General features: G+C 59.2%; 22 protein-coding genes, 1 tRNA gene and 1 other RNA gene. 11 read left to right on the top strand and 13 right to left on the bottom strand.

Translation table 11 applies throughout. The features are described from left to right. Window positions 1–662 precede the first annotated feature (662 nt). The 8 genes from MWU53_RS03440 to MWU53_RS03405 all read right to left on the bottom strand — a co-directional run bounded on the left by MWU53_RS03440 (window position 663) and on the right by MWU53_RS03405 (window position 9,579). Window positions 663–752: transfer RNA gene (locus MWU53_RS03440), tRNA-Ser, on the bottom strand. 213 nt (window positions 753–965) lie between these two features. Beyond that, a complete protein-coding gene (locus MWU53_RS03435) occupies window positions 966–1,685 on the bottom strand; it encodes an alanyl-tRNA editing protein (RefSeq protein ID WP_247090480.1) in 720 nt (239 codons plus the stop codon). Continuing rightward, a complete protein-coding gene (locus MWU53_RS03430) occupies window positions 1,678–4,161 on the bottom strand; it encodes a DUF3772 domain-containing protein (RefSeq protein WP_247090478.1) in 2,484 nt (827 codons plus the stop codon). Before MWU53_RS03430 ends, MWU53_RS03435 begins: the two co-directional genes overlap by 8 nt. Beyond that, window positions 4,161–5,195, bottom strand: a complete 1,035-nt coding sequence (locus MWU53_RS03425; protein ID WP_247090476.1) for a cysteine synthase A — start codon at window positions 5,193–5,195, stop codon at window positions 4,161–4,163. The genes MWU53_RS03430 and MWU53_RS03425 overlap by 1 nt, the downstream gene beginning before the upstream one ends. Window positions 5,196–5,267: 72 nt before the next feature. Further along, window positions 5,268–6,404 carry an NUDIX domain-containing protein gene (locus tag MWU53_RS03420; protein WP_247090474.1) on the bottom strand — a complete coding sequence of 379 codons (1,137 nt, stop codon included), beginning with the start codon at window positions 6,402–6,404 and terminating at the stop codon, window positions 5,268–5,270. Between the two features lie 45 nt (window positions 6,405–6,449). Then, entirely contained in the window at window positions 6,450–6,890 is a 441-nt protein-coding gene (locus tag MWU53_RS03415; protein WP_247090472.1) for a TrgA family protein, read from the bottom strand. Window positions 6,891–6,986: 96 nt separating this feature from the next. Further along, window positions 6,987–8,195 (bottom strand): cyclopropane-fatty-acyl-phospholipid synthase family protein, encoded by a 1,209-nt coding sequence (locus tag MWU53_RS03410; protein WP_247090470.1) that lies wholly within the window; start codon window positions 8,193–8,195, stop codon window positions 6,987–6,989. Between the two features lie 157 nt (window positions 8,196–8,352). Then, window positions 8,353–9,579: an aminotransferase class V-fold PLP-dependent enzyme gene (locus tag MWU53_RS03405; RefSeq protein ID WP_247090468.1), complete on the bottom strand. Its 1,227-nt coding sequence runs from the start codon at window positions 9,577–9,579 to the stop codon at window positions 8,353–8,355. A gap of 350 nt (window positions 9,580–9,929) precedes the next feature. Here MWU53_RS03405 and MWU53_RS03400 point away from each other — a divergent pair, with 350 nt between their 5' ends. Beyond that, complete coding sequence (locus MWU53_RS03400; protein WP_247090466.1) at window positions 9,930–11,756, top strand: BCCT family transporter; 1,827 nt, start codon at window positions 9,930–9,932, stop codon at window positions 11,754–11,756. Between the two features lie 54 nt (window positions 11,757–11,810). Here MWU53_RS03400 and MWU53_RS03395 read toward each other — a convergent pair whose 3' ends face one another. The 5 genes from MWU53_RS03395 to MWU53_RS03375 are packed head-to-tail and all read right to left on the bottom strand — an operon-like array spanning window position 11,811 to window position 15,655. Continuing rightward, window positions 11,811–12,140 carry a contact-dependent growth inhibition system immunity protein gene (locus MWU53_RS03395; RefSeq protein WP_247090464.1) on the bottom strand — a complete coding sequence of 110 codons (330 nt, stop codon included), beginning with the start codon at window positions 12,138–12,140 and terminating at the stop codon, window positions 11,811–11,813. Beyond that, window positions 12,133–13,125 carry an acryloyl-CoA reductase gene (acuI, locus tag MWU53_RS03390; RefSeq protein ID WP_247090462.1) on the bottom strand — a complete coding sequence of 331 codons (993 nt, stop codon included), beginning with the start codon at window positions 13,123–13,125 and terminating at the stop codon, window positions 12,133–12,135. Before acuI ends, MWU53_RS03395 begins: the two co-directional genes overlap by 8 nt. 10 nt (window positions 13,126–13,135) lie before the next feature. After that, window positions 13,136–14,236, bottom strand: coding sequence for a dimethylsulfoniopropionate demethylase (locus MWU53_RS03385; RefSeq protein WP_247090460.1), 1,101 nt, complete (start codon window positions 14,234–14,236; stop codon window positions 13,136–13,138). 32 nt (window positions 14,237–14,268) lie between these two features. Then, entirely contained in the window at window positions 14,269–14,901 is a 633-nt protein-coding gene (locus MWU53_RS03380) for a DUF1326 domain-containing protein (protein ID WP_247090457.1), read from the bottom strand. Window position 14,902: 1 nt separating this feature from the next. Further along, window positions 14,903–15,655, bottom strand: a complete 753-nt coding sequence (locus MWU53_RS03375) for a DUF2182 domain-containing protein (RefSeq protein ID WP_247090455.1) — start codon at window positions 15,653–15,655, stop codon at window positions 14,903–14,905. Window positions 15,656–15,770: 115 nt separating this feature from the next. Here MWU53_RS03375 and MWU53_RS03370 point away from each other — a divergent pair, with 115 nt between their 5' ends. From MWU53_RS03370 to MWU53_RS03325, 10 genes are all read left to right on the top strand, one after another. Then, on the top strand, window positions 15,771–16,499 hold the full coding sequence (locus MWU53_RS03370; RefSeq protein ID WP_247090453.1) for a FadR/GntR family transcriptional regulator: 729 nt from the start codon (window positions 15,771–15,773) through the stop codon (window positions 16,497–16,499). Between the two features lie 104 nt (window positions 16,500–16,603). Next, a complete protein-coding gene (locus MWU53_RS03365; protein ID WP_247090451.1) occupies window positions 16,604–17,446 on the top strand; it encodes a YwqG family protein in 843 nt (280 codons plus the stop codon). Between the two features lies 1 nt (window position 17,447). Next, window positions 17,448–17,800, top strand: a transfer-messenger RNA (tmRNA) gene (gene ssrA, locus MWU53_RS03360). Window positions 17,801–17,851: 51 nt separating this feature from the next. Continuing rightward, window positions 17,852–19,096: a chromate efflux transporter gene (gene chrA, locus MWU53_RS03355; RefSeq protein WP_247090449.1), complete on the top strand. Its 1,245-nt coding sequence runs from the start codon at window positions 17,852–17,854 to the stop codon at window positions 19,094–19,096. A 77-nt stretch (window positions 19,097–19,173) separates the two neighbouring features. After that, entirely contained in the window at window positions 19,174–19,695 is a 522-nt protein-coding gene (locus tag MWU53_RS03350; RefSeq protein ID WP_247090538.1) for a ClpXP protease specificity-enhancing factor SspB, read from the top strand. Between the two features lie 79 nt (window positions 19,696–19,774). Then, window positions 19,775–20,332: an rRNA adenine N-6-methyltransferase family protein gene (locus MWU53_RS03345; protein ID WP_247090447.1), complete on the top strand. Its 558-nt coding sequence runs from the start codon at window positions 19,775–19,777 to the stop codon at window positions 20,330–20,332. A 116-nt stretch (window positions 20,333–20,448) separates the two neighbouring features. Continuing rightward, window positions 20,449–21,843 (top strand): class II fumarate hydratase, encoded by a 1,395-nt coding sequence (gene fumC, locus MWU53_RS03340; RefSeq protein ID WP_247090445.1) that lies wholly within the window; start codon window positions 20,449–20,451, stop codon window positions 21,841–21,843. Beyond that, window positions 21,843–22,025: a DUF4169 family protein gene (locus tag MWU53_RS03335; RefSeq protein WP_247090443.1), complete on the top strand. Its 183-nt coding sequence runs from the start codon at window positions 21,843–21,845 to the stop codon at window positions 22,023–22,025. The genes fumC and MWU53_RS03335 overlap by 1 nt, the downstream gene beginning before the upstream one ends. Continuing rightward, window positions 22,022–22,234: a ribbon-helix-helix domain-containing protein gene (locus tag MWU53_RS03330; RefSeq protein WP_247090441.1), complete on the top strand. Its 213-nt coding sequence runs from the start codon at window positions 22,022–22,024 to the stop codon at window positions 22,232–22,234. The genes MWU53_RS03335 and MWU53_RS03330 overlap by 4 nt, the downstream gene beginning before the upstream one ends. Before the next feature lie 70 nt (window positions 22,235–22,304). After that, window positions 22,305–22,496 carry a hypothetical protein gene (locus tag MWU53_RS03325; protein ID WP_298562585.1) on the top strand — a complete coding sequence of 64 codons (192 nt, stop codon included), beginning with the start codon at window positions 22,305–22,307 and terminating at the stop codon, window positions 22,494–22,496. Window positions 22,497–22,510 lie beyond the last annotated feature (14 nt).

Here is a 22,510-nt window from a genome sequence, read left to right as displayed (position 1 = left end):
GGTCTGGTTGCCGACCTGTTCGAAGCCGTGCCGGCCCTGACCGACGCCGTCTGATCGAACATCGCAGAAGATACAAAAGGCCCGCCCACCCGGCGGGCCTTTTCTTGTTCAGACACGTCGATTCGACAGGCTTTCCAGTACCTCAATCTTTCGCCGGGTCTGACAGAACGCATTAAAGCAGAAAACTCGATCTACCGCGTGTCTTTCGGGGAACGCCTGAGAGGAGAGTTCGTGCTGCCAGACCAATTCCAACTCATCTCAGCTAGGCCAGCGTGGCTACCCATTATCCCGGCTCGCGCACACCATTTAGTGCGGAACCCAACAGATCGAACTGCCCCTCGAAACCCTCGTGCGCCCCTTTGGTTAGGAAACAGAGGATCAGATATGGGAATCAAACGACACAAGCCGGAAGAGATTGTCACGAAGTTACGGCAGGTTGAGGTGCTTTACGGCCAAGGGATGCCGCGCGTATCGGACCGGCACGCGCCGTCGAAAGTGGTACGTTTTTCCGCGTTTCAGAATCGCCAAAAGCGAATGCTCAACTCAAAAAATTTAGCGGCGTCGTGTATCAAAATGTGTATCAGTTTGTGTATAAAATTCGGCAATATTGGCGGAGTGATTTCCTAATATTGTTATTTTACAGCATTTTAGGGGAAGTTTTCTGGCGGAGCGGAAGGGATTCGAACCCTCGAGACGGTTCCCCGCCTACACACTTTCCAGGCGTGCGCCTTCGACCACTCGGCCACCGCTCCGCCGACGTTGTTATTCGGAAGTGCTGCGGGGTTCAAGCGGTCATTGTCACTTTTCATGGCAGGTTGGGCGAATATCTACGCCCAACCAAACGCGGCGACTCCCATCGCATTTTCTTGCCCGAAATATCCCCGCCGGAGGCCTGAAATCTGCCGCAGCTTGCTGCGGCCATCGCCGAGTGGGGTGGCCCGCCAGGGTTACCGCGCGCGGCAGCGCTAGGCCTCAAGATGCAGGGCGACGCGGCGGTTCATGCGCCCCTTTTTCTCGACCTTCCCAAGGCGGACGCGGCCGATTTCGGCCGTACGCACAACATGCGTGCCGCCACAGGGTTGCAGATCCACCTGCTCTTCTTCCGTACCGATCCTCACCAACCGCACCTGCCCTGCCCCTTTCGGAGGCTGAACCGACATGGTTTTGACCAGACCGGGATTGGCCTCGAGCTCGGCATCGGAAATCCAGCGGGTTGTGACCGCTAGATCGCGGGCGATCAGGGCATTCAAAGCGTCCTCGACCGCCTGTTTGTCTTCCAGCGGGTGCTCCATCGCGAAATCGAGGCGCGACTTCTCGGCTCCGATCTGACCACCCGTCACAGGCAGCGGAATCACGACTGACAGCAGATGCAACGCCGTATGCATCCGCATGTGGCGCAGGCGCTGGTCCCAGTCGAGCGTCTGGACGACATCAGACCCAACAGGTGGCACGCCCTGCCCCTCTGCAGGCACCAGAACGATCGCGCCGTCCTCGCCCTTCACGGTGGTGGCAATTTCCATCTGCCCACCGGCCCACGCCAAGCTCCCCCGGTCGCCGGGCTGCCCACCGCCGGTCGCATAAAACAAGCTTTGATCCAGAACCACGCCGCCCTGATCGGTATGGGCCACAACGCGCCCCGGTGCCTCGGTTAGATATGCGTCGTCTTGAAACAGCGGCTTACTCATCGCCTTCGCCTTCTCCATCCAGATCCTCGACCGTCATGACGTCGCGGTCCAATTTTTGTTCGGGCGCTGCCGCCGTCGCCACGGGCGTCGTTGCCGCCCCGGTCAACACTTCTGGGTTGCGCAACCAGATGTCGCGCTGCGCATACGGAATCTCGATCCCTTCTTCGACGAACCGGCGGGCGATCTCGTGGTTGATCTCGCTTTTCACCGACAGCATGAAATTCACGTCAGACAGGATGGCGCGGATCTCGAAATCGAGGCTGTCTGCGCCGAACCCTTGAAACACCACAGACGGGGCCGGATTGACAGTGACCATCGGATGCGCTTCTGCAATCTCGCGCAGGATCGCCTCTACGCGCCGCGTATCAGTACCATAGGCCACGCCCACCGGCACAATTACTCGTCCGATCGAGTTGCCACGCGTATAGTTCGTGACAACACCTGACACGAGGTCCGAGTTGGGCAGGATCACATCAGATCGATCAAACGTCTCGATCCGGGTGGCGCGGACTGAGATATCGCGCACATAGCCCATCTGGCCGTTCACCTCGATCCAGTCCCCTTCGGAAATGGGGCGTTCAATCAGAAGGATGATGCCCGAAACGAAGTTCGACACGATGGTTTGCAGGCCAAAGCCAATCCCGACGGACAGGGCACCGGCAATGATCGCGATCGAGCTAAGGTCGATCCCTGCCCCCGTAATCGCGATCACGGCCGCCAGAAAAATCCCGACATAGCCCGTGCCCACTGCGATGGCGTTCTGCCCGCCCTTGTCCATTTTGGTCTTGGGCAGAATGGTACTACGCAGTGCTGATTGAACCGCGCGGGTCGCGCCATAACCGACAAGGAAAATCGCCGCGAAGATCATAAATGCGCGAGGTGTAATCCGGGCGTCACCCATCTGGAACCCGTTCAGGAAGTGCATCCAAAGCTCCAGCAGATCAGTGGACCGCGCGCCCCAGATCAAGGCCAGCAGCGGGATCGCCCCCAACAGCAGACAGAAACTTATGATGACAGGCAAAAGCGCTTGATCCGTCGTCTCATTATCGGCGCGGAAAACCGTGGCATAGACAGCCTTGATGAAGGCATTCAGGATTTCGAGCACCGCCAGAACAGCCAGCGTCAGGATGGTCGGGATCAGCAGAGCCTCGGCCAGTTTGGAATACCCGACAGCTGCAGCAACGGGCGCCACGAACCCAACAAGTTCGCAAATCCGCCCAATGATCGCGATGGTCCGCGTTCTGAACGTGCTCTGGGCGTGCGATGTCTGTGTGCCAAGATGGCGGCGCAGCAGACGCCCCAGACGAACCAACAGCACCCCCGCGCCCACCAGTAAGGGAAACGCCAGAACCGCGTTGGTGCTGCTTGAGTACGCCTCGGCCGCGCCGATGTCGCGCAGCAGGGACAAGATGCCCAGAAGCAGCCCCAACAGTGTGACATCGATGCGCGCTTCGGCGCGCAAAGCCGGGGTCGGAAGGTAAAGAGACGCATGCGTTGGTTCCGCGCCGAAAATCCGGTTGCCAATCCACAGCGCAACGAAGAACAGCAGACCAACCGCAGGCAAAGCATCCGCGATCACCTGCCCACGCAGGCCAAGAACGCCCGCAAGGTTCAAGGCGATCAAAAAGGCCGTCAGCCCCAACATCGGCGCGATCACCTGCCCCAGCGAAATGACAAATCCAACCACCCCGCGCGAAGGCCCATTGCGCATCTGGCGCAGCCGGTTTCCAAGCTGGATCAGCCAGCTACGCGAGCGAGACAGCAACACCAGACCAATAGCCAACAGGACCAGTGTCAGCGGCAGATCGGCATGCAAATCGCGCCGCTGAGCATCGCTGCCCCATGCATTGCGCATCTCGGTCAGCGCCGTCGAGAAGGTTTGCCTCAGCGAGGCCAGAGCCGATGGCCACGCCGCCGGGTTCAGCGGTGTTGGGCCAAGTTCCAAAAGCTGATTGGTCTGGCGCGTGCGCAACACGCTGTCGATTTCGCGGATCAGAAGGTCAGCGCGGGCGTAGGCCTCTTCGGCCTCTTTGACTGGCGCCTGCGCCTTGTTCAGTTCCTCGGTCAGCTCGGCACGGCGCTGGGTCAGCACTGCCACTTCGCTTCCGGGATCTTCCGGCTCGGGCCCAAGCGTTGCCAGTTGCGTCTTCAGCGTGTTGATGCGGATCGAGTTTTCGTCCTGCGCGGATTTGAACAGCCCGCGCCACTGGTCAATTTCGCCGCGCAACTCGCTGAAGGCCTGATCTGAGGCGCGCCCGATTTCGAGCACACGTTCGCCCCGTTCAGCCACACGCGACCACGCCAGATAATCCGGCGCGCCACTTTTGGTCAGGACATAGCTAGGCGCATCAGTGCTGGTATCTGCGTCTTGCGCGCTGACCCCCAGGGGAACAAGCAGCAGCGCAGCGCACAGCCACACCCGCATCAGCCAAAGGAACCGGGTGGGCAGCGTCGAACGGCGCAGATCAGGGGGCATCAGATATCCTCGAAGACCTCGGGCATGAAAGCAGGCTCGCGATCCAACCAAGTGGGGATCGGAAGGCCTTTCTCACGCAGGAAGTCCGGGTTGAACAGTTTCGACTGATAGCGCGTGCCATAGTCACATAGAACGGTCACGATCGTGTGGCCCGGTCCCATCTCGCGCGCCATGCGCATGGCGCCGGCCACGTTGATGCCGGACGAGCCACCAAGGCACAGGCCTTCGTCCTGCAGCAGGTCGAAGATCACCGGCAGCGCTTCGTCGTCGGGGATCTGGAACCGCATGTCGGGCGTGAAGCCCTCGAGGTTCGCGGTGATCCGCCCCTGCCCGATCCCTTCGGTGATCGAGCCACCTTCGGCCGCGGCAGTGCCGGTTTCATAAAGCGAATACAGGCCCGAACCCATCGGATCGCTCAGCGCGACTTTCACGCCTTTGGGCTGCAGCGCCATGCCGACGCCGGCCAGCGTCCCGCCCGACCCGACCGCACAGGTGAAACCATCCACCTTGCCATCGGTCTGCGCCCAGATCTCGGGACCCGTGCCTTCGATATGCGCCTGACGATTGGCCACGTTGTCAAACTGGTTGGCCCAGATCGCGCCCGCCGGTTCGCTTTCGTTCAGCTTCTCAGCCAAACGGCGCGAATAATGCACATAGTTGTTGGGGTTCTTATAGGGAACAGCAGGGACTTGAACCAACTCGGCCCCAGCCAGACGGATCATGTCTTTCTTTTCCTCGGACTGCGTTTCCGGGATCACGATCACCGTCTTGAAGCCCATCGAGGCGCCAACCAGCGCAAGCCCGATCCCAGTATTGCCCGCAGTGCCTTCGACGATCGTTCCACCCGGTTTCAGCGCGCCACGCGCCACAGCATCACGGATGATGAACAGCGCCGCGCGGTCCTTGACGGACTGGCCCGGGTTCATGAACTCGGCCTTGCCCAGAATTTCACAGCCCGTCGCCTCAGAGGCTGCATTCAGCCGGATCAGAGGCGTGTTGCCCACGGTTGCTTCGAGATCGCGTTTGATGTCCATATTCCAGCCCTTTATCGCGCGTCGTTTCTACCATCTGTATGACCTGACAATAGGCGGTTCAAGGGCCGAGCATCACGAATGCGTGCGCAAATCCTGTCGATTGGCTGCCAACCAGAAGGCCGCAAGGATCAACGGACCCACGTTAGCCTCGCCCGAGGTGATCAGATCCATCAAGCGATCAAAGGGAATGACGTGGCTGCGGATGTCCTCGGCCTCGCTTTCGACGCCGCCAATCCCACCTGCATCATCCGGAAGATCACACAGGGCAATGAAAGGATAAAAGAATTCGGTATTCGCGCCGGGGCTTGGATAATGTGGGGGCAGCGGGATCAGGCGGTCCAGTTTTAACCCTGCTTCCTCCATCGCTTCGCGGCGTGCGCAGTCTTGAGGTGCTTCGCCCCCGTCAATCCGTCCTGCGATGGGCTCCAACAGCCACGGATGCACGTCCCCGCGAGCCTGCGGACCAATGCGGAACTGTTCAATCACCAGAACACGGTCGCGCACCGGGTCATAGGGCAGCACGATCACAGCATCCCCGCCTACAAAGGCGGCACGGTCGACGACCGCGCTCATCTCGCCCGAGTATTTGCGGAAGGACAGTTCCTGCTCTTCCAAGGTGAAGAACTTGGTATAGGGGCGGCCGCGGCGTGTCACGGCAACATCCTGCACACCATAGTCTGCGCGCAAGGTCGTCGGGGCCGGTTCGCTCCGCGCCCGAACCCGGCTCGACGCACGCGTGCGGATCATGGGAAAGCGCCGTGCGATCTCGTCCGGCGAAACGTGCCCGAACCCTTCCATGACCTCTTTCGCGGCTTCGACGGTCATGGCGCCGAACTGTTGCTCCCAGTCTCTCAGGTTCCATACCGCTCCGGGTGTCCACAGGCCGGGTGTCGGGAAGTAAACCTGCGTCTGAACCTGCGTGCCCTCTGGTTCAACCTGCACCATGACTTCCTGAAGAGAATAGTCAAAACCACCCTCGTAGAAATTCAATCGCGCCACGTCTTGATCCGACAGATCCTGCACCAAAAGCCCGCTTAACTGGGCTGAAGCTTCACGTTCAGAAATCATCGGAAAGGGTTGATTTTGAACCCAATTTGCCACATGTCCGGGCAAGATCGCGGGACTGATACGGCAAGTACTTTCGCCCCCCAAAACCAAGTCCAGAAGCGGGCGGTGGCACAGCGTGCCATAAAAAAACAACGAGTTCACAGGATCCCTTTCACATCTGCACACGGCGCCGCGCGTACAGAAGCACTAACCCCATTTTCGGGCGGCGTAAAAGGCAGAAGACGACGCGATGAACACACCCAGAATGGCGACCGCAGCGATTTCAGCCGTCGTGTATTCTATTGCCATCTCAAAACCAATGATGAAGATATCCTGCAGCGCCTCGATCGGCCCATCATATCGTTTGCGCAGAGAGTTGCCGATCATCTTCGCAAACGCGAAAGTAAACAGCGTCATGAAAACCTGCACAAACAACGTCGTCCCTGCATTTGCCCCAGTAGTCCCAAGCCCCCGGTCCGCGCGCGGACCCAAATAGAACCAGCCGACAAAGAACCCGACCGCTGCCGTGGTCGGTGACAGATAGGACAGGTCCCTGCCCTCGGGCATCAGGGGTTTGACCAGTTCGCCACACATCCAACCAACAGCAGCCAAAATTAGTGCAGAGAGAAGTTTAGCGGCTGTGGGCATTGGTTTTCCGTCGTTTGGGCGCGTGGTGGTTCTTACCAAATCGTTAAGATCTGCTTATGGCCATATTATGACGTAAAGCACGGCAGTCACACAGGTTTATCCGGACTTCCGCGCCACGGTCAACTGCACCACGTCGCAGCTTCCAGAATGAAACGCCGCAGCACAGGACGTCAGATAGAAGTTCCACATCCGGTGAAACCTTTCGTCAAATCCCAACGGGGCGATTTTGCCCCAACTGGCGTTGAAACGATCAAACCACCGACGCAGCGTGACCGAGTAGCTTTCACCAAACGCGATTTGGTTTTGCGTGTCCAACCCAGCGCGCGCAACCTCGTCCTGCAGTACGGTTTTTGACGGCAACATGCCGCCCGGGAAGATATATTTCTGTATGAAATCCACGCCTTTACGGTAAGCCTCAAACCTGCGCTCGGCGATGGTGATGATCTGAAGCGTGGCCTTCGCGCCCGGTTTTAGGCAAGATTTCACCGTCTCAAAATAGATCGGCCAGTATTTCTCGCCGACCGCCTCGAACATCTCGATCGAGGCAATACCGTCATATTGGCCGGTTTCATCGCGGTAATCCTGCATCTTGATGTCGACCATGCCAGATAGCCCCGCACGGCGCAGTCGCTCGACCGCAAAATCATGCTGCTCCTGACTGATGGTCAGCCCGGTGACGCGTATCCCTTTGCGCGCCGCATATTCGGCAAAGCCGCCCCATCCGCAGCCGATCTCCAGCACGTGATCCCCCGGCCCGACGCCCATCTCGTCGATCATCGATGCGTATTTGGCCTCTTGTGCGCGCTCAAGGCTTTCCTGCCCCGTGCGGAACAGGGCCGATGAATAGGTCATCGTGTCGTCCAGCCACGCCATGTAGAAGTCATTGCCTAGATCGTAGTGCGCCGAGATGTTTTTCTTCGCCTGCTTTTTGGTATTCGCCCGCATTAGGTGGCGTAGACGCTCGTAAGCCCGCACGAAGATCTGACCGGGAAACCCGTCATAGATCATGTCATTGTCGTCCTGCACCAGATCCAGAAAGGCCTGCAGATCGGGGGTCGACCATCCACCTTCGATGTAGGAATCGCAAAAGCCCAGATCACCCTCGCGGATCAAACGGGCGAAGACGTCCGGGTCATGGACATGCAATTCGGCCACATAACCGGGCTGAGGGGCTTCTGCCCGAAACCGGCGTCCATCGGGCATCACGAAGTCCAATCGCCCTCTATTCATGCGTTTGGTAATCGCAAATACTTGCGCGAAATAGCGCGGCAGATCACGTTGGTCCTTGGTCTCTGTCAGGATCATATCTCACCCCTGAAGCATCGATAAACTGCTAGAAGGCTATGTCGTGCATGGGTGAGCTGGCAAGGTAGCTGCTGTGCAGCTGCGGAAAACGGTTTTGCAATTGCAGTATACTAAGGTGATGCCCCGGCCGGTGTTGCCGGGACAAGCATGTGATGTGTCAGAGCACTTGATCCAACGCCTCGATCAATTTCGAGACCTCTTCCGCGGACGTGTAATGCGTGAAACTGACACGCAGAACGCCATGCGCCGGATCGGCGCCCTGCGCCTGAAGCGCACGCACCGCGTAGAAGTCACCGCCGCCCGCCATGATGCCTTTCGGGGCCAGCGCCGCGGCCAGATTCTCGCCCGGCTTGACCGAGGCCAGCGATACCGTCGGCGCACGATTGGCCGCAACCGATGGCCCCAGAAGGCGGACCGAATTCTTGGCCGTGGCGTAGTCCAGAAGCGGTTGCAACAGCTTGACCTCGTGGTCCCGCATCAGGGTGTGGGCAGTGGCGGCTAGATCTGCCGGATCACCGGATGCTCCATGATGTCTGGCCAGTGCCTCCATATAATCCGCCATCCCGGCCGAAGCTGCGACCTGTGCGTGGTCCGGGCCGGCAGGGGTGAAGCGTTTATACAGACTGCCTGCGTTGAAATAATGCGCCTGATTGGGCAGTGCCTCGCCCAGCGCGCGGCGGATCACCATGATGCCCTGATGCGGTCCATAGGTCTTATATGCTGAGAACAGATAGACATCTGCCCCCAGCGCATCCACATTTACAAACCCATGCGGGGCGTAGCTGACACCATCCACACAGCTAGAGGCCCCTGCCGCGCGGACCTTGGCGCAAATCGCCTTCACGTCGTTGATCTCGCCCACCACGTTCGAGCAATGCGGGAAGCAGACCAGCTTGACCTTCCCATCGCTCAGAAGGTCATCCAACGCAGCCGGGTCCAGATGGCCGGTTTCGGGGTCAATCTGCCATTCGCGGACCTCGAACCCTTCGTCGGCCAGCCGCCGCCACGGGCCCGAGTTCGCCTCGTGATCCTGATTTGTGACGACAATTGCGTCGCCCGGTGACAGATGCTGCCGGAACGCCTGTGCCAGCACATAGGTGTTTTGCGTGGTCGAGGGACCAAAGGACAGCTCGTCCGTCTCAACCCCCATCATCGCCGCCAGACGCGCCCGCGCCTCGTCCATCTCTTCCCCTGCCAGTCGGGATGCCTCGTAGGGTGCATAGGGCTGAACCTTACGCTGGGTGTAATAACGGGTTAGGCGATCAATCACGGGCTTGCAGGTATAAGATCCACCCGCATTTTCGAAGAACGCCTGCCCCTGCAAAGTCGGTTCAGAGAAAGCAGGGAATTGCGCGCGCACCCAGTTGATGTCCAGTTCGACCATTATCGGCTCCTTCAGTCATGTTTGGGGGGTGCCCATCAGATCAGAGCCACCCCAGATCCGGCAGGTCTTCCAACCAGCCCGCGGCCTGATACATCCGCGGACAGCCCTAGTCGAAACAAGGACAGGATCTGGCTAAACGGCGATGGTTTTCGCGTCAAGGTCAACAAAAACTGCATACAATCGCACACCGAAAATCCACCTTCTTAACGTGTTAAAAAACGACATTTTGTCGCATCTGACCACGATCCTGTCCATTTTGACGAATGTCGCACAAGTCACGTCCTTCAGGCTCACAAGATGCCATTCGGTCCGTCCGATTGAGCAAGGTTAAACAACCAAGGACAGGGAATATGAGTATCAAACCACCCTTCACGGAGCTTCACATTCCGAAGGCACCGTCAGGATTTTACGAGGGCAACAGCCTTCCGATTGCGCTGATCTCGAAAGGGATCATGGTTGCATTGGTGATCTGGGCACTGGTTTTCCCAGCAAACGCAAATTCCACCCTCGGCAGCCTGAACTGGCGCCTTCTTGAAGGGTTCAACAGCTTTTACATCATCATCGTAGGCATGTTCCTATTCTTCCTGGCCATCGTTGCTATCCTGCCGTCTACCGGCAAACGCGTGATGGGCCTGCCGGGCGAAAAGCCCGAGTTCTCGAACTTCTCGTGGTTCTCGATGATGTTTGGCGCCGGTCTGGGCGTCGGCCTGATGGTCTTCGCAACCGCCGAGCCCTTGGGCCTGTGGGGATCGAACCCGGTTATCCTGACCGGAGATGTTGCCCCCAACACGCCTGAAAGCCTGCAGTCGGGATATCGCTATACCTTCCTGCACTACGGGTTCCACGCTTGGGCGATCTATGTGATGACCGGCCTGTCGCTGGCTTACTATGCGTATACGCGTGATATGCCACTGACGATCCGCTCAGCCCTGACGCCGCTGTTCGGCAAGTACGTAAACGGCTTCTTTGGTCACATCGTAGACGTTCTGGGCGTTGTCGCCACCATTCTGGGTGTTTCGGTTACCATCGGCTTCGGCGTCAGCCAGTTCATTGACGGTCTTTATGCCATCACCGGCATGGAGTGGATGATGGATATGTCGGGCGACGCGCCTGCCCCGGCCAAAGTTGGTCTGGTGACTGGTCTGGTCTGCATCATGGGTCTGTCGATCATCTCGGCTGTTTCGGGTGTTGGACGCGGGGTGAAGTACCTGTCGAACCTGAACCTGGTTCTGTCGCTGATCCTGCTTCTGACCTTCGTTGTCTTTGGCTCGTTCTTCTTTGCGATGTCCACCTATGGCGCAGCCCTGATCGACTATCTCCTGCACATCGTGCAGTTGTCCTTCGGTGCCTATGGCCCGCAGCCCGCTGGCGACTTCGTGGCAAACCTGCCGGAAGCCGCAGCACCGCTGGCCGACACCTTGAAGGGTGGCGCAACCAACGCATGGGGTAGCTATGGAGGCTTCGTGTCGGGTCTGGAAGGCGACGCAGCCGCCCTGCCCGAGGACGTCCTACGTGAGGTCTACGCCGCTGGTGAACCCGCCCGTCAGTTCGGCTGGCAGGCTGGCTGGACCACCTTCTACTGGGCATGGTGGATCGCGTTCTCGCCCTTCGTAGGCCTGTTCTTGGCCCGCATCTCGAAGGGTCGTTCGGTTCGTGAGTTCATCATCGGATGCGTATTCGCCCCGGCTTTGGTCTGCTTTGCCTGGATGACCATCCTTGGTGGCACAGCCATTGATCTAGAGCTGAGCGGCGCTGCGGAAGGTGCCATCATCGGCGCCTCGAACACCTCGAAGCTTTTCGTCACACTGGGCGAGATGATCTCGGGTCCGTTCCTGTCGATCATCACCGTCATGTGCGTGGTCCTGATCCTGACCTTCCTTGTGACCTCGGCTGACAGTGGCATCCTTGTGATGAACACCATCATGTCGGGTGGCGAGCAAGAGACCGGCATCAAGCACCGCATCGTCTGGGGTGTTGTTCTGACCGCCGTGATCGGGACGCTGCTTCTGGCTGCGGGGGAAAACAACCCGATGGACGCGCTGAAAAACGCGATGATCATCGGCGCGCTCCCCTTTACGGCGGTCATGGGGCTGATGATGGTGTCGCTGACCAAGGCGCTGTACCGCGACGGTCTGCGTGAAAAACACGCAAGCACGCAGGCAGAGCCGGCTGAGTAAGCTTCACTCAGCATCCGAAAACAAATGCGGCGCCGGGTCTTTCCGGCGCCGTTTCTATGTCAGGGCTTGAAGCTCGGCATCCTCGGGCCATCGCTTACGTGCGGCTTCGAGCAGATCACCGGGATAATAGTCGCCCTCGGCCATGGGATCTTCGCGCAAGACCGCCAGCGCAAAGGGCTTCAGCACATCCACACCAATATCCTGCGCAATCATGATCCGCAGGTCTTCGGTGGTGAATTGTCCAAGGGGTTTCTTGCGCAGCGAGGCACATGTGGCCTCGATATACGACGCGCAGCAGGGCGTTCCCCAGCGCTGCCCGTCAATTTCTTCTAGCGTTCTGTTGGCGAGGGACGCGATGGCGCGCCCCTCATCGTTTTTAGGCATTTACATCCACCACGACACGACCTTTGACACCCCCTTTTAGGATATCAGCCCCCAGCCCGGGAAGGTCTTCCAGTGTCGCAGGGGTGATCATCGCTTCCAGCTTGTCCATCGGCAGGTCTTTCGCAATCCGCTGCCACGCCCGTACGCGGTTGTCATAGGGCTGCATCACTGAATCAATGCCCAACAGGTTCACACCACGCAGCAGGAACGGAATGACGGTAGCAGGCAGCCCAGCGCCACCTGCAAGGCCCACTGCAGATACGGACGCGCCGTATTTCATCTGCCCAAGCACGCGCGCCAGCATGTCGCCACCCACGGCGTCCACACACCCGGCCCATGTTTCGGCCTCGAGCGGGCGTTTCGTGGTTTCATTCAGCTCTTCACGCGGGACGATCGTGGTGGCGCCCAGCGACTTCAGATAGTCCGCCTGATCAGCACGTCCGGTCACTGCGGCAACCTCGTAGCCAAGATTGGCCAAAATGGCAGTGGCAACCGAGCCAACGCCGCCAGCCGCACCAGTCACCAGCACAGGCCCCTGCCCCGGCTTCAGACCGTGGTCCTCCAATGCCATCACAGCCAGCATCGAGGTGAAGCCAGCAGTCCCCACAGCCATTGCCTGACGGGTGGTCAAACCTTCGGGCAGCGGCACCAGCTTGTCCGCCGAAATGCGCGCCTTCTGGGCGTACCCGCCCCAAGACACCTCGCCCACGCGCCAGCCGGTCAGGACAACCTTGTCGCCGGGCTTGTAGCGGTCGTCATCCGACGCCTCGACCGTGCCCGCATAGTCGATCCCCGGCACGTGGGGATAGTTGCGCACCAGCCCCCCGCCCTTGGCCGACAGGCACAGCCCGTCCTTGTAATTCACGGTCGAGTATTCCACGGCGACGGTCACATTGCCTTCAGGCAGCGCGTCTTCACCGATTTCCTTGATCGACGCTTGGGCTAGCCCCTCGTCGTTTTGCTCCATCATCAGCGCTTTGAACATCGTCGTCTCCTCAAATCCAGAATGTGTCATAGACGGTCGCCGCACGCGGCCCGTCAGGTGTCATCACGTCAAGCTCGGTGCCCGTGTCCCAATGGGTCATCCGCACCATGCCGATCGCGACACCGGTATTGAAATCAGGGGAGTTCGCAGCCGAGGTCACCTGCCCCACCTGTTGATCCCCATCCATAAGTGGCCACGCCCGATCGCAGGGCGGCACACCACCCAAGATCTCAATCGCGCGCACTTGCTGCACGGGTCCTTCTTTGGCCACGCGCAACAACGCATCACGCCCCACACAGCCAAGGGCGCTTTGGGTTGAACAAAACCGCCCCAGCCCGGCCTCGTGCGGGGTGTTTTCGCGGGTCATATCGTTACCATAGGACAAAAGCCCACCTTCGACGCGCTCAATCCCGTTGGGACAACCCGCATGCACATCCATGCTTTTGCCTGCCTCCATCAGTGCGTTCCACAGCGGCATGCCGATGTCGGATCCTTCGACATAGATCTCGAACCCGCCCTGTTTGGAGTACCCCGACCGCGCGACCACTAGGCTACGCCCCTGAAACTCCAACCGTTTGTAGCGGAAAAATCGGATATCGCGTACGGCATCGCCAAAGACGGCCGCCGCCAGATCATCCGATTTTGGCCCTTGAATGGCCAAGGGAGAGACGTCTGGTTCATCCACCAACACGTCCAGCCGGAACCCATAGGCCAGCCCCTTCACCCACATGATCAGGTCACTGTCGGCAATCGAGATCCAGAAACGGTCCTCGTCCAGTTTCACCGCCACCGGGTCGTTCAGCATCCCGCCGGTTTCATCAACCATGGGGACATAGAAACACTGCCCGTCCTGCATCTTCGACAGATCACGCGGGGTGAGCATCTGGATCAGGCGGGCGGCATCCGGGCCGCGCACCTCGACCTGTCGCTCACAGGCCACGTCCCAGACTTGGACCGCGTCCTTCAGGTGGCGATAGTCTTCTTCCACCGACCGAAAAACGGTCGGCAGCAGCATGTGGTTATACACCGTGTAGCCCTTGACCCCGGCAGCTTCGACGCCGTCAGAGAAAGGGGTGCGCCGCAAGCGGCGGGACGGAGAGATCAGGGCCATGGGTCGCGCTCCCGTAGGGTCCTCCGGCCGCGTTAGCGACCGGGGCCTTTCCAATCGATCTGGCAAATCTCGGCAGATTTACCGTCGAAGTCCCAAACGCGGCCATAGGCACGCACGCGGGCTTCATCGGCTTTGGCAACGGTGATGTCCGGGCCCATCCAGTAGTTGGTGTTGGTGATAACCTGTTCGGCACCGCCTTTACCGGGAACCGGGGTGATCGAGCCGCGAATGGCCTTGCCAACGATCAGACGACGGGTGTTGCCTTCAGTCTCGAACGATACCGGAGCACGCTCAGCCCCCAGGAACTCGCTGACCAGCATTTTGAACAGTCCAGTAGTACCTTTGGCAGCCCCGGTGAAGATGTGGCACAGCGCCTCAAATGCCTCGTCCGAGGCACGTTCGTCGATATAGGCAGCCGCTTTCCAGTTGCCGCGCGCCATGCGACCCGGAATTTCCAGCAGCAAACCCACATTCAAACCCGACAGGTCTACGCCGCCATACTGGCCTTCGTCGATGCGGACGCCGGCCCAGCCCATGCAATACCCCTCCGTCGGCGGGTGATCCCCAAGGCTGACCACGCAGGGGCAGAAGACCGTGCAGTTACAGTTGAGGATGAGCTCCCCTTTGATGGTCCATTCGACTGTACCAATTTGCGATCCGTCCATGTTATCCTCCCTGGACAAGTGCCACGATCCCGCCCGCGATCAGCGCCCAGCCCAAGGGGCGGGTTAGATAGCGGCCCAGATCGGGCAGTTTTTCAAAAATCATGATAAGTGTGGCGAGCCCCATAAAGGCGAGGTTCATAACCCCACCCACGAAGCCCAAAAGCATCAGAGCCCAGCAGCAACCAAGGCAAATCGCACCAAGGCGCAAGCCCAGCGCGACCGCGTTCCAGCGTGTCTCGCGCCAGTATTGCATGAAGAAGGTCATTGGCAGGCGGCATTGGCTGAGGCAGCTGTCCTTCAGCGACGAGAACTGGTACGCCCCTGCCCCGATCAGCAATCCGCCTGTCAGCCACGGCGAGACGCTTTGCCCCAGCGGCGACAGAAGCCCAGCGCGGAAGAGCACCAACTGCCCAGCGGCGGCGATAGCGGCGAAACCCAGCCAAACGGCCAGATAGCCCGCGATCAGCTCGGCAAATCCTTGGCGTGTCCCTGCGCCCGAGGCGATCATGTCGTCATAGGTGGCAAACGTGGGCAACGCAGTGGGGGCCATCATTGCCGCCGACATCACCGCCCACATGGCAAACAGTCCCATGAACCCGGCCTTGTCAGGCTCCACAACGCAGAGCGAGCGCCAGAAATCCGCGCCATAGATGCGTGACAGTTCCAACGCGTCTGGTGGCAGCGCCATTGTGTAAAGGGCGACCCATCCCACAAGGATCAGGGCAAACAGCGCCAACCAATGTGGTGCCCCCATCGTTCTGATCCTTGACGCGACCGACATATTGCCTCCATCTTGCGAGTCGGAATGATAATGTCTGACAATTGCCGACAGGGCAAGTAAATGTCTGACAATTAGAAAGTGACGCGGCGTGAAAACGGACCTGAACGAAAACGAAGACCTCTCGACCCAGATTGCAGAAGCCATTCGCGATGCCATTATCGAAGGCAGCCTGATCGTGGATCAACGCCTGCCCTCTGAAGCGGAACTTTGCGAGAAATTCGACGTAGGCCGCTCCACCGTGCGCGAGGCGTTAAAGCGTCTGGCCGCGCAAAACTTGATCCGGACCCAGCGCGGTGCTGCGGGCGGGGCCTTCGTGAACCGCATGTCCTTTGAAGAGGCCTATGATCAGCAGATCACCACCTCGACCCTGCTACTGTCCATGAACCGCGTAGACTTTGAAACGGCGTGTGAGGCCCGATACGCGCTGGAACGCTCCTGCGCGCCCCTATCGGCCCAGCGCCGCACGCCAGATCAGCTGGCCACCATGCGGGCGGAAATCCATCGCCAGTCGCAACCCGGCCTGACAGACGAAGCCTTCTGCGCCTCAGACGTGGCCTTCCACCGCGCGCTGGTGGACGGTGCAGGTAATCCGGTGCTGTCCTATCAACTGGCGGGTGCCGTCGAGGCCATGCAACCGCTGATGAACATCATCACCTATACGCAAAGGGATCGGGACAGGATCGTGGCGCTGCACACGCGGTTGGCGGATGCGATTGAGGGGCAGGATGGAGATGGGGCGGATAGCACCCTGTCAGAACTGGCGGAATACACCGTTGAGTTGGGGAGAAACCGGCTGACGTCGTCAAAGCAATCGTAAGCGCTGCACGGAGCAAACGTTCCCAACCTTCTGCTCGACAAGACCGAGCTAAACACCATAACAATCTATCGTAGAATTTTTTGATTTCTGGATAGGTGTAAGAAATGTGCCCAACTGAACTTGAACAATCTACTGACATAAAGCCGGAAGATCGATCCGCCGCTTTCAACGAGATCATGGAATTTGCAACCTCGCTTGCCTTGCCTGCAAACCTGATGACCGCCGATGGCAGCGACGCAACCTCTCCCCACCAAAGCATGATCGGAGGGCAACCCGCCTTGCCGCCGGGCGTCGCATACCCTACCGACGCAAACGGCAAACCGATGGTGCATCTTGTTCAGATCAACTTCGCCGAGATGCCCCCGCTTGAAGGGTTTCCAACATCTGGACTGTTGCAGGTGTTCTTCGAGCAAGGCGATCTGATGGGGCTGACATTCGAGTCAGGTGCCCCCAAGGCTCATAGAACCCTCTTCCACCATGACAGTTCAGTGTGTCTCCGCGCTCCACTTGGCGCTGAAACCTTTGGCAGTATGCATGATATGAGCGACGTCATTGTGCCGTTCGAGTGGGACAATTGGTATGAGACCGGAAAGGGCCTTAGCTTCAAGCGCGAACAGCTCCTACCTTCAGCCTCGGACCATCGCGTCGATAAGGTTTTTGATCGTTTGTATTCCGAACTTCAAGATGGTGAAGAAGACGACCTCTACAACAAGTTAGATGAGAAGAAGTACTCACCAACCGGGTTTATTGGCGGGCATCCGATTTTTTGTCAGACTGATATTCGAGCCAATCCCAGCTATACGGGGTATGCTGTCTGCGTATTTACATTGGGTGCTCAACACAATGTAATTGTCTGGGGAGACCTCGGCGAAATGACATTGTTCATTAGGCCTAGCGATCTGGCCGAGCAGGACTTCAGCGACACTCTATACGATTGGAGTTGCTGACCCCCTTTTCAATCCTCTCTCAAGCCCTTACATATGATCTGTCCCCTCGGGGACTATGGACATAAACGCGCTCGTAATAAGCGGATCGGACCCGGGGGCGGTACCCGGCGCCTCCACCAACTTCCTTCATTTGGGGACCTTGGGGGCGAAACAGGATCGACGGACGTCTAAAGGGGTTAGCTTTGTTTCGGTGAGATACCACCGTTATCGGTTCATTTAAGCTAGTTGCAAATGACAACAAAGCTCCGGCAATGGCTCTGGCTGCGTAAGCAGTTCGGGTCGCCGAAACTTAAGCCCCTAGGCCTAGCAGCTTAGGGCGGGGTTCGCAGGCACCTGGCAACAGAAGCCTGCACTTCCCCCCTATTTTCGCTTGCAATCGGACAGTCTTCGCGCCCCTATCCGCGCATGGAACCGTCGCTGTCCGATCTTACCCGTGTCTTCACCCGCATTGGCCTGATGTCCTTTGGCGGCCCAGCGGCGCAGATCGCTGTCATGCACAAGGAATTGGTCGAGGACCGCCCATGGCTGACCGAAGATCAATTCCTGCGCGCCCTGTCGTTCTGCATGCTTCTGCCGGGACCCGAGGCGATGCAGCTGTGCACCTATGCAGGCTGGCGTCTGCGCGGCACGTTAGGAGGTCTAATCGCAGGCCTTCTGTTCGTCCTCCCCGGAGCCGCCGTCATGTTCGCTCTGGTTCTAGCCTATGCGCATTGGGGCAATGTCCCGGCGGTCGAGGCGTTGTTTCTGGGGATCAAGGCCACCGTGGTCGTCGTTGTATTGCAGGCTTTGTGGCGTCTGGGGCGTAAAACCCTGAAACGCTCGCTGCATTGGTTCATCGCCCTACTGGCGTTCATTGCACTTTACCTGTTTGGCCTGCCTTTCCCGTTGGTGATCGTCGCCGCAGCCCTATTTGGCGCGTTGCGCCCTGTCGCCCAAAGCACGGCTGTTCCTGCACCGACACCACAGACCCGCACAACCCTGTCCACCATCGCCCTCTGGGGGGTACTCTGGGCGGCGCCGATCGCTCTGTCATTCCTGTTGGGCGCAGACTTCTTGGTGGATGTGGGGCTGTTCTTCTCGAAACTTGCCGTGGTCAGCTTTGGCGGAGCCTATGCGGTACTGGCCTACATGGCACAAGCCGCGGTCGAGACCGAAGGCTGGATCAGCGCGGGCCAAATGGTGGATGGATTGGGATTGGCCGAAACAACCCCCGGCCCCCTGATTCTTGTCACCCAGTTCGTGGGTTTCATGGCGGGCTATAATCTTGCGGGCGTCGGGCTGGCTTTCGCGGCCGGGATGATGACGCTCTGGACCACCTTCGTGCCCTGCTTTCTCTGGATCTTCACCGCAGCCCCTCATGTGGAGTGGCTGACCAGCCAACCCCGGCTGGATGCAGCCCTGCGCGCCATCACCGCTGCCATCGTCGGTGTCATCGCCAATCTGATGCTGTGGTTCGCCATGACCGTGTTCTTCGCCCGCACCGTTCCGATTTGGGACGGATTGCCCGGCGCGCGCCCAGTCGTGACCTCGGTTGATCTGACAGCCGTCGGCCTCTGCGCCCTATCAGCCCTGTTGCTGTCCCGCCTTTCTCTGCCGGTTACCCTAATCTGCATGGCGCTGGCCGGGCTCGGCTACAATCTGGTCGCCTAATCACTTCCCATCTTCCCTTCCCCGCGCCCTGCCCCTATTCTGACCCAAAGCGCAGGAGGTCCCGCCCGATGTCAGACATGTCCGACCAGATCGACTATGGAAATCTGATGCATGACGCCATGCGCAGTCTGATCCGCAAAGTTCTGAGCGACGTGGCCAGTGGCGGTTTGCCGGGAGAGCACCATTTCTTCATCAATTTCGACACCCATCACGAGGATGTCGAGATCGCGGAATGGATGCATGACCGTTTTCCTGACGACATGACCATCGTCCTGCAACATTGGTTCGAAGATCTCGATGTCCGCCTGGATGGGTTTGCCGTGACCCTGAATTTTGGCGACGTGCCCGAGCGGCTTTACGTGCCCTTTGATGCCATCCGCACCTTCGTGGACCCCTCGGTCGAGTTCGGCCTGCGGTTTGAGCTTCAGGAAGAGCACCACCCGGATCTGCATTTGGCCGGAGACGAAGACCTTCTGGCCGAGGAGGAGCAGCCCGTGGCGGACCCCGAACATGACGATGCCGAAGCGGCCTTTGCCGAGGATGTGAAAGAAGAACATCACGACGCCGAGATTGTCAGCCTGGACAGTTTCCGCAAATAGCGCGTCCCGGCAGAACGTCGCCACACAGCCGTTACATTCCCCCGTCAGACTGCGGGAAACGTCAGTTGTGGGGACTGTGATGGCTTCGAATATCTCTCTTTTTCTAGGGCAAATGCTGCGGCGCCCGACGCAGGTGGTGGCGGTTGCGCCGTCCTCGGCCGCTGTGGCACGCAAGATGACCGAGGGGCTGGAAAACACCACCGGGCCTGTGGTGGAGATCGGCCCCGGAACCGGCAGCTTCACCCGCGCCATTTTGAAACGCGGGGTGGCGCCCGAGCGCCTGACCCTTCTGGAAACCAACCCCGAGTTCTGCAAGGCGCTAACCCGCGACTTTCCCGGCGTCACCGTCCTGAACCGTCCAGCGCAGGAGATCCGAGACCTTGGGCTGACAAACATCGGCGCCGTGATCTCGGGCGTGCCGGTTCTGGCCCGCCCGACCATCCAGCGCGAGGTTGTGGGGCGCGCCTTCGACGTGATGTCTCCGCGCGGGTTCTTCACCCAGATCACCTATGCACCGAACAGCCCGATCTCGGACGAGATGCAGGTCGAGCTTGGGATTTCCGCACGTCATCGCGGGATTGTCTGGAACAACCTGCCCCCGGCCCGTGTCTACGAATTCCGCCGTCAGACGCACTAGGGCCGGAATACAAACAGGATACCGCCACCGTTAGCGGTATCCCACGGTATACAGGATTGAACTTTGCGCCCATTCCGCTATGAAGAACCCGGTATTTTTGACAAAGGCGCAAAGACATGACCCAGACCCGCACCGAAACCGACAGCTTTGGCCCGCTCGAGGTTCCTTCCGACAAGTATTGGGGCGCTCAGACGCAGCGTTCGATCATGAACTTCCCCATCGGTTGGGAAAAACAGCCCGTCGCCATCGTGCGCGCGCTTGGCGTGATCAAGCAGGCCTGTGCCGAGGCGAACAAAGCTTCGGGCGCCATGAACGCCGACATCGCGGATGCGGTCATTCAGGCGGCAAGCGAAGTGGTTGCCGGCAAGTTTGACGACAACTTCCCGCTGGTGGTCTGGCAGACCGGTTCGGGCACCCAGTCGAACATGAACGCCAACGAAGTGATCGCCAACCGCGCGATCGAGATCATGGGCGGCGTCATCGGCTCGAAAGATCCCGTTCACCCGAACGATCACTGCAACATGGGTCAGTCGTCGAACGACACCTTCCCGACCGCCATGCATATCGCGACCGCAATGTCGGTGCGTGACGTGCTGCTACCCGGTCTGGAGAAGCTTCTGAAAGGCCTTGAGGCCAAGGAAGAAGAATTCAAAGACATCATCAAGATCGGCCGCACCCACACGCAGGACGCGACCCCTCTGACACTGGGTCAGGAATTCTCGGGCTACGCCCACATGATCCGTCAGGGCATCGCGCGTGTGAAAGCTGCCCTACCCGGCATCTATGAGCTGGCACAAGGCGGTACCGCCGTTGGTACCGGCCTGAACACAAAAGTGGGCTGGGGCGAGGAAGTCGCCGCCAACATGGCACGCATCACCGACCTGCCCTTCGTCACCGCACCGAACAAATTCGAGGCCCTGTCCGCCCACGACGCCATGGTCTTCATGTCGGGCGCTTTGGCCACAGTTGCCGGTTCCTGCTATAAAATCGCCAACGACATCCGCTTCCTGGGCTCGGGCCCGCGGTCTGGTCTGGGCGAACTGATCCTGCCGGAAAATGAACCCGGTTCGTCGATCATGCCGGGCAAGGTGAACCCGACACAAGCCGAGGCGCTGACGCAGGTTGCCGCCCACGTCATGGGCAACAACGCCGCAATGACTTTCGCAGGGTCGCAGGGGCACTTTGAACTCAACGTCTATAACCCGATGATGAGCTACAACCTGCTGCAGTCGATCCAACTGCTGGGCGACGCGACGGACAGCTTCACCGAGCGTATGCTGAACGGCATCAAAGCCAACGAGCCGCGCATCGACAAGCTGATGAAGGAAAGCCTGATGCTGGTGACAGCCCTTGCGCCCACCATTGGTTACGACAACGCGACCAAAGTGGCCAAGACCGCACACAAGAACGGCACCACCCTGAAGGAAGAGGCCATCGCGCTTGGTTTCGTGGACGAGAAGACCTTTGACGAGGTTGTCCGCCCCGAGCAGATGATCGGCCCGAAAGCCTGATGGAAAAGCCGGTCAACCTGAACCGGTATCGAAAAGACAAAGCGCGGGCCGATAAAAAGGCCCGTGCAGATCAGAACGCGGTTAAATTTGGTCGAACCAAGGCCCAGAAAGACGCGGACACAGCCGAAACCGCGCGCATCAAACGTCTGTTTGACGGTCACAAACAGGATCGTGACACATGAGCCGACCAGCAAAACACTCCCTCACCCTTCACGGCCACCGGACCTCTGTTTCCTTGGAGCCCGAGTTCTGGAAAGCCTTTCAGGATATCGCAAGTGCCCGTGGACTCCCGTTAAACGCATTGGCCGCCGAGATCGACAACGCGCGCGGCGTGGATCGCGGATTGGCATCGGCCATCCGGGTGTATGTGCTGGACTATTATCGCGGTTAACGCGGGCTTAACCAAGCTGATCTAGCGTGGCGGTATGCCCGTACCTGCTCCTCTCACGCCTGACGCTTGGATGATCGATCTTTTCAGCTCGAAGGCCGCGCGCCAAGGCGCCGTCATAAGACGCAAGCTGCGCGATATTGAACGCTATGTTGGTCGTGATCGCTTCGAGGATGAACTTCGACGACGCGGCTATCACGCAGTCGAGAATGCCGGTCAGTTGGTGATCTTCTGCAATCAAGAACCGATCCGTCGCGTGGTCTAGCCGTTTTCCTGCAA

It is taken from the genome of Aliiroseovarius sp. S1123 (genome assembly GCF_023015885.1).
Lineage (GTDB): Bacteria > Pseudomonadota > Alphaproteobacteria > Rhodobacterales > Rhodobacteraceae > Aliiroseovarius.
This window is presented reverse-complemented; position numbering and strand designations above follow the sequence as displayed.

Bases quoted from the DNA above. Each gene is read 5' to 3' on its own strand.
- MWU53_RS03430 (WP_247090478.1), bottom strand. From the start codon at position 4,161: ATGCCCCCTGATCTGCGCCGTTCGACGCTGCCCACCCGGTTCCTTTGG.
- chrA (WP_247090449.1), top strand. From the start codon at position 17,852: ATGGAACCGTCGCTGTCCGATCTTACCCGTGTCTTCACCCGCATTGGC.
- MWU53_RS03405 (WP_247090468.1), bottom strand. From the start codon at position 9,579: ATGGTCGAACTGGACATCAACTGGGTGCGCGCGCAATTCCCTGCTTTC.
- MWU53_RS03410 (WP_247090470.1), bottom strand. From the start codon at position 8,195: ATGATCCTGACAGAGACCAAGGACCAACGTGATCTGCCGCGCTATTTC.
- acuI (WP_247090462.1), bottom strand. From the start codon at position 13,125: ATGTTCAAAGCGCTGATGATGGAGCAAAACGACGAGGGGCTAGCCCAA.
- MWU53_RS03395 (WP_247090464.1), bottom strand. From the start codon at position 12,140: ATGCCTAAAAACGATGAGGGGCGCGCCATCGCGTCCCTCGCCAACAGA.
- MWU53_RS03350 (WP_247090538.1), top strand. From the start codon at position 19,174: ATGTCCGACCAGATCGACTATGGAAATCTGATGCATGACGCCATGCGC.
- MWU53_RS03400 (WP_247090466.1), top strand. From the start codon at position 9,930: ATGAGTATCAAACCACCCTTCACGGAGCTTCACATTCCGAAGGCACCG.
- MWU53_RS03415 (WP_247090472.1), bottom strand. From the start codon at position 6,890: ATGCCCACAGCCGCTAAACTTCTCTCTGCACTAATTTTGGCTGCTGTT.
- MWU53_RS03435 (WP_247090480.1), bottom strand. From the start codon at position 1,685: ATGAGTAAGCCGCTGTTTCAAGACGACGCATATCTAACCGAGGCACCG.
- MWU53_RS03345 (WP_247090447.1), top strand. From the start codon at position 19,775: ATGGCTTCGAATATCTCTCTTTTTCTAGGGCAAATGCTGCGGCGCCCG.
- MWU53_RS03365 (WP_247090451.1), top strand. From the start codon at position 16,604: ATGTGCCCAACTGAACTTGAACAATCTACTGACATAAAGCCGGAAGAT.
- MWU53_RS03380 (WP_247090457.1), bottom strand. From the start codon at position 14,901: ATGGACGGATCGCAAATTGGTACAGTCGAATGGACCATCAAAGGGGAG.
- fumC (WP_247090445.1), top strand. From the start codon at position 20,449: ATGACCCAGACCCGCACCGAAACCGACAGCTTTGGCCCGCTCGAGGTT.
- MWU53_RS03375 (WP_247090455.1), bottom strand. From the start codon at position 15,655: ATGGGGGCACCACATTGGTTGGCGCTGTTTGCCCTGATCCTTGTGGGA.
- MWU53_RS03385 (WP_247090460.1), bottom strand. From the start codon at position 14,236: ATGGCCCTGATCTCTCCGTCCCGCCGCTTGCGGCGCACCCCTTTCTCT.
- MWU53_RS03425 (WP_247090476.1), bottom strand. From the start codon at position 5,195: ATGGACATCAAACGCGATCTCGAAGCAACCGTGGGCAACACGCCTCTG.
- MWU53_RS03330 (WP_247090441.1), top strand. From the start codon at position 22,022: ATGAGCCGACCAGCAAAACACTCCCTCACCCTTCACGGCCACCGGACC.
- MWU53_RS03325 (WP_298562585.1), top strand. From the start codon at position 22,305: ATGATCGATCTTTTCAGCTCGAAGGCCGCGCGCCAAGGCGCCGTCATA.
- MWU53_RS03335 (WP_247090443.1), top strand. From the start codon at position 21,843: ATGGAAAAGCCGGTCAACCTGAACCGGTATCGAAAAGACAAAGCGCGG.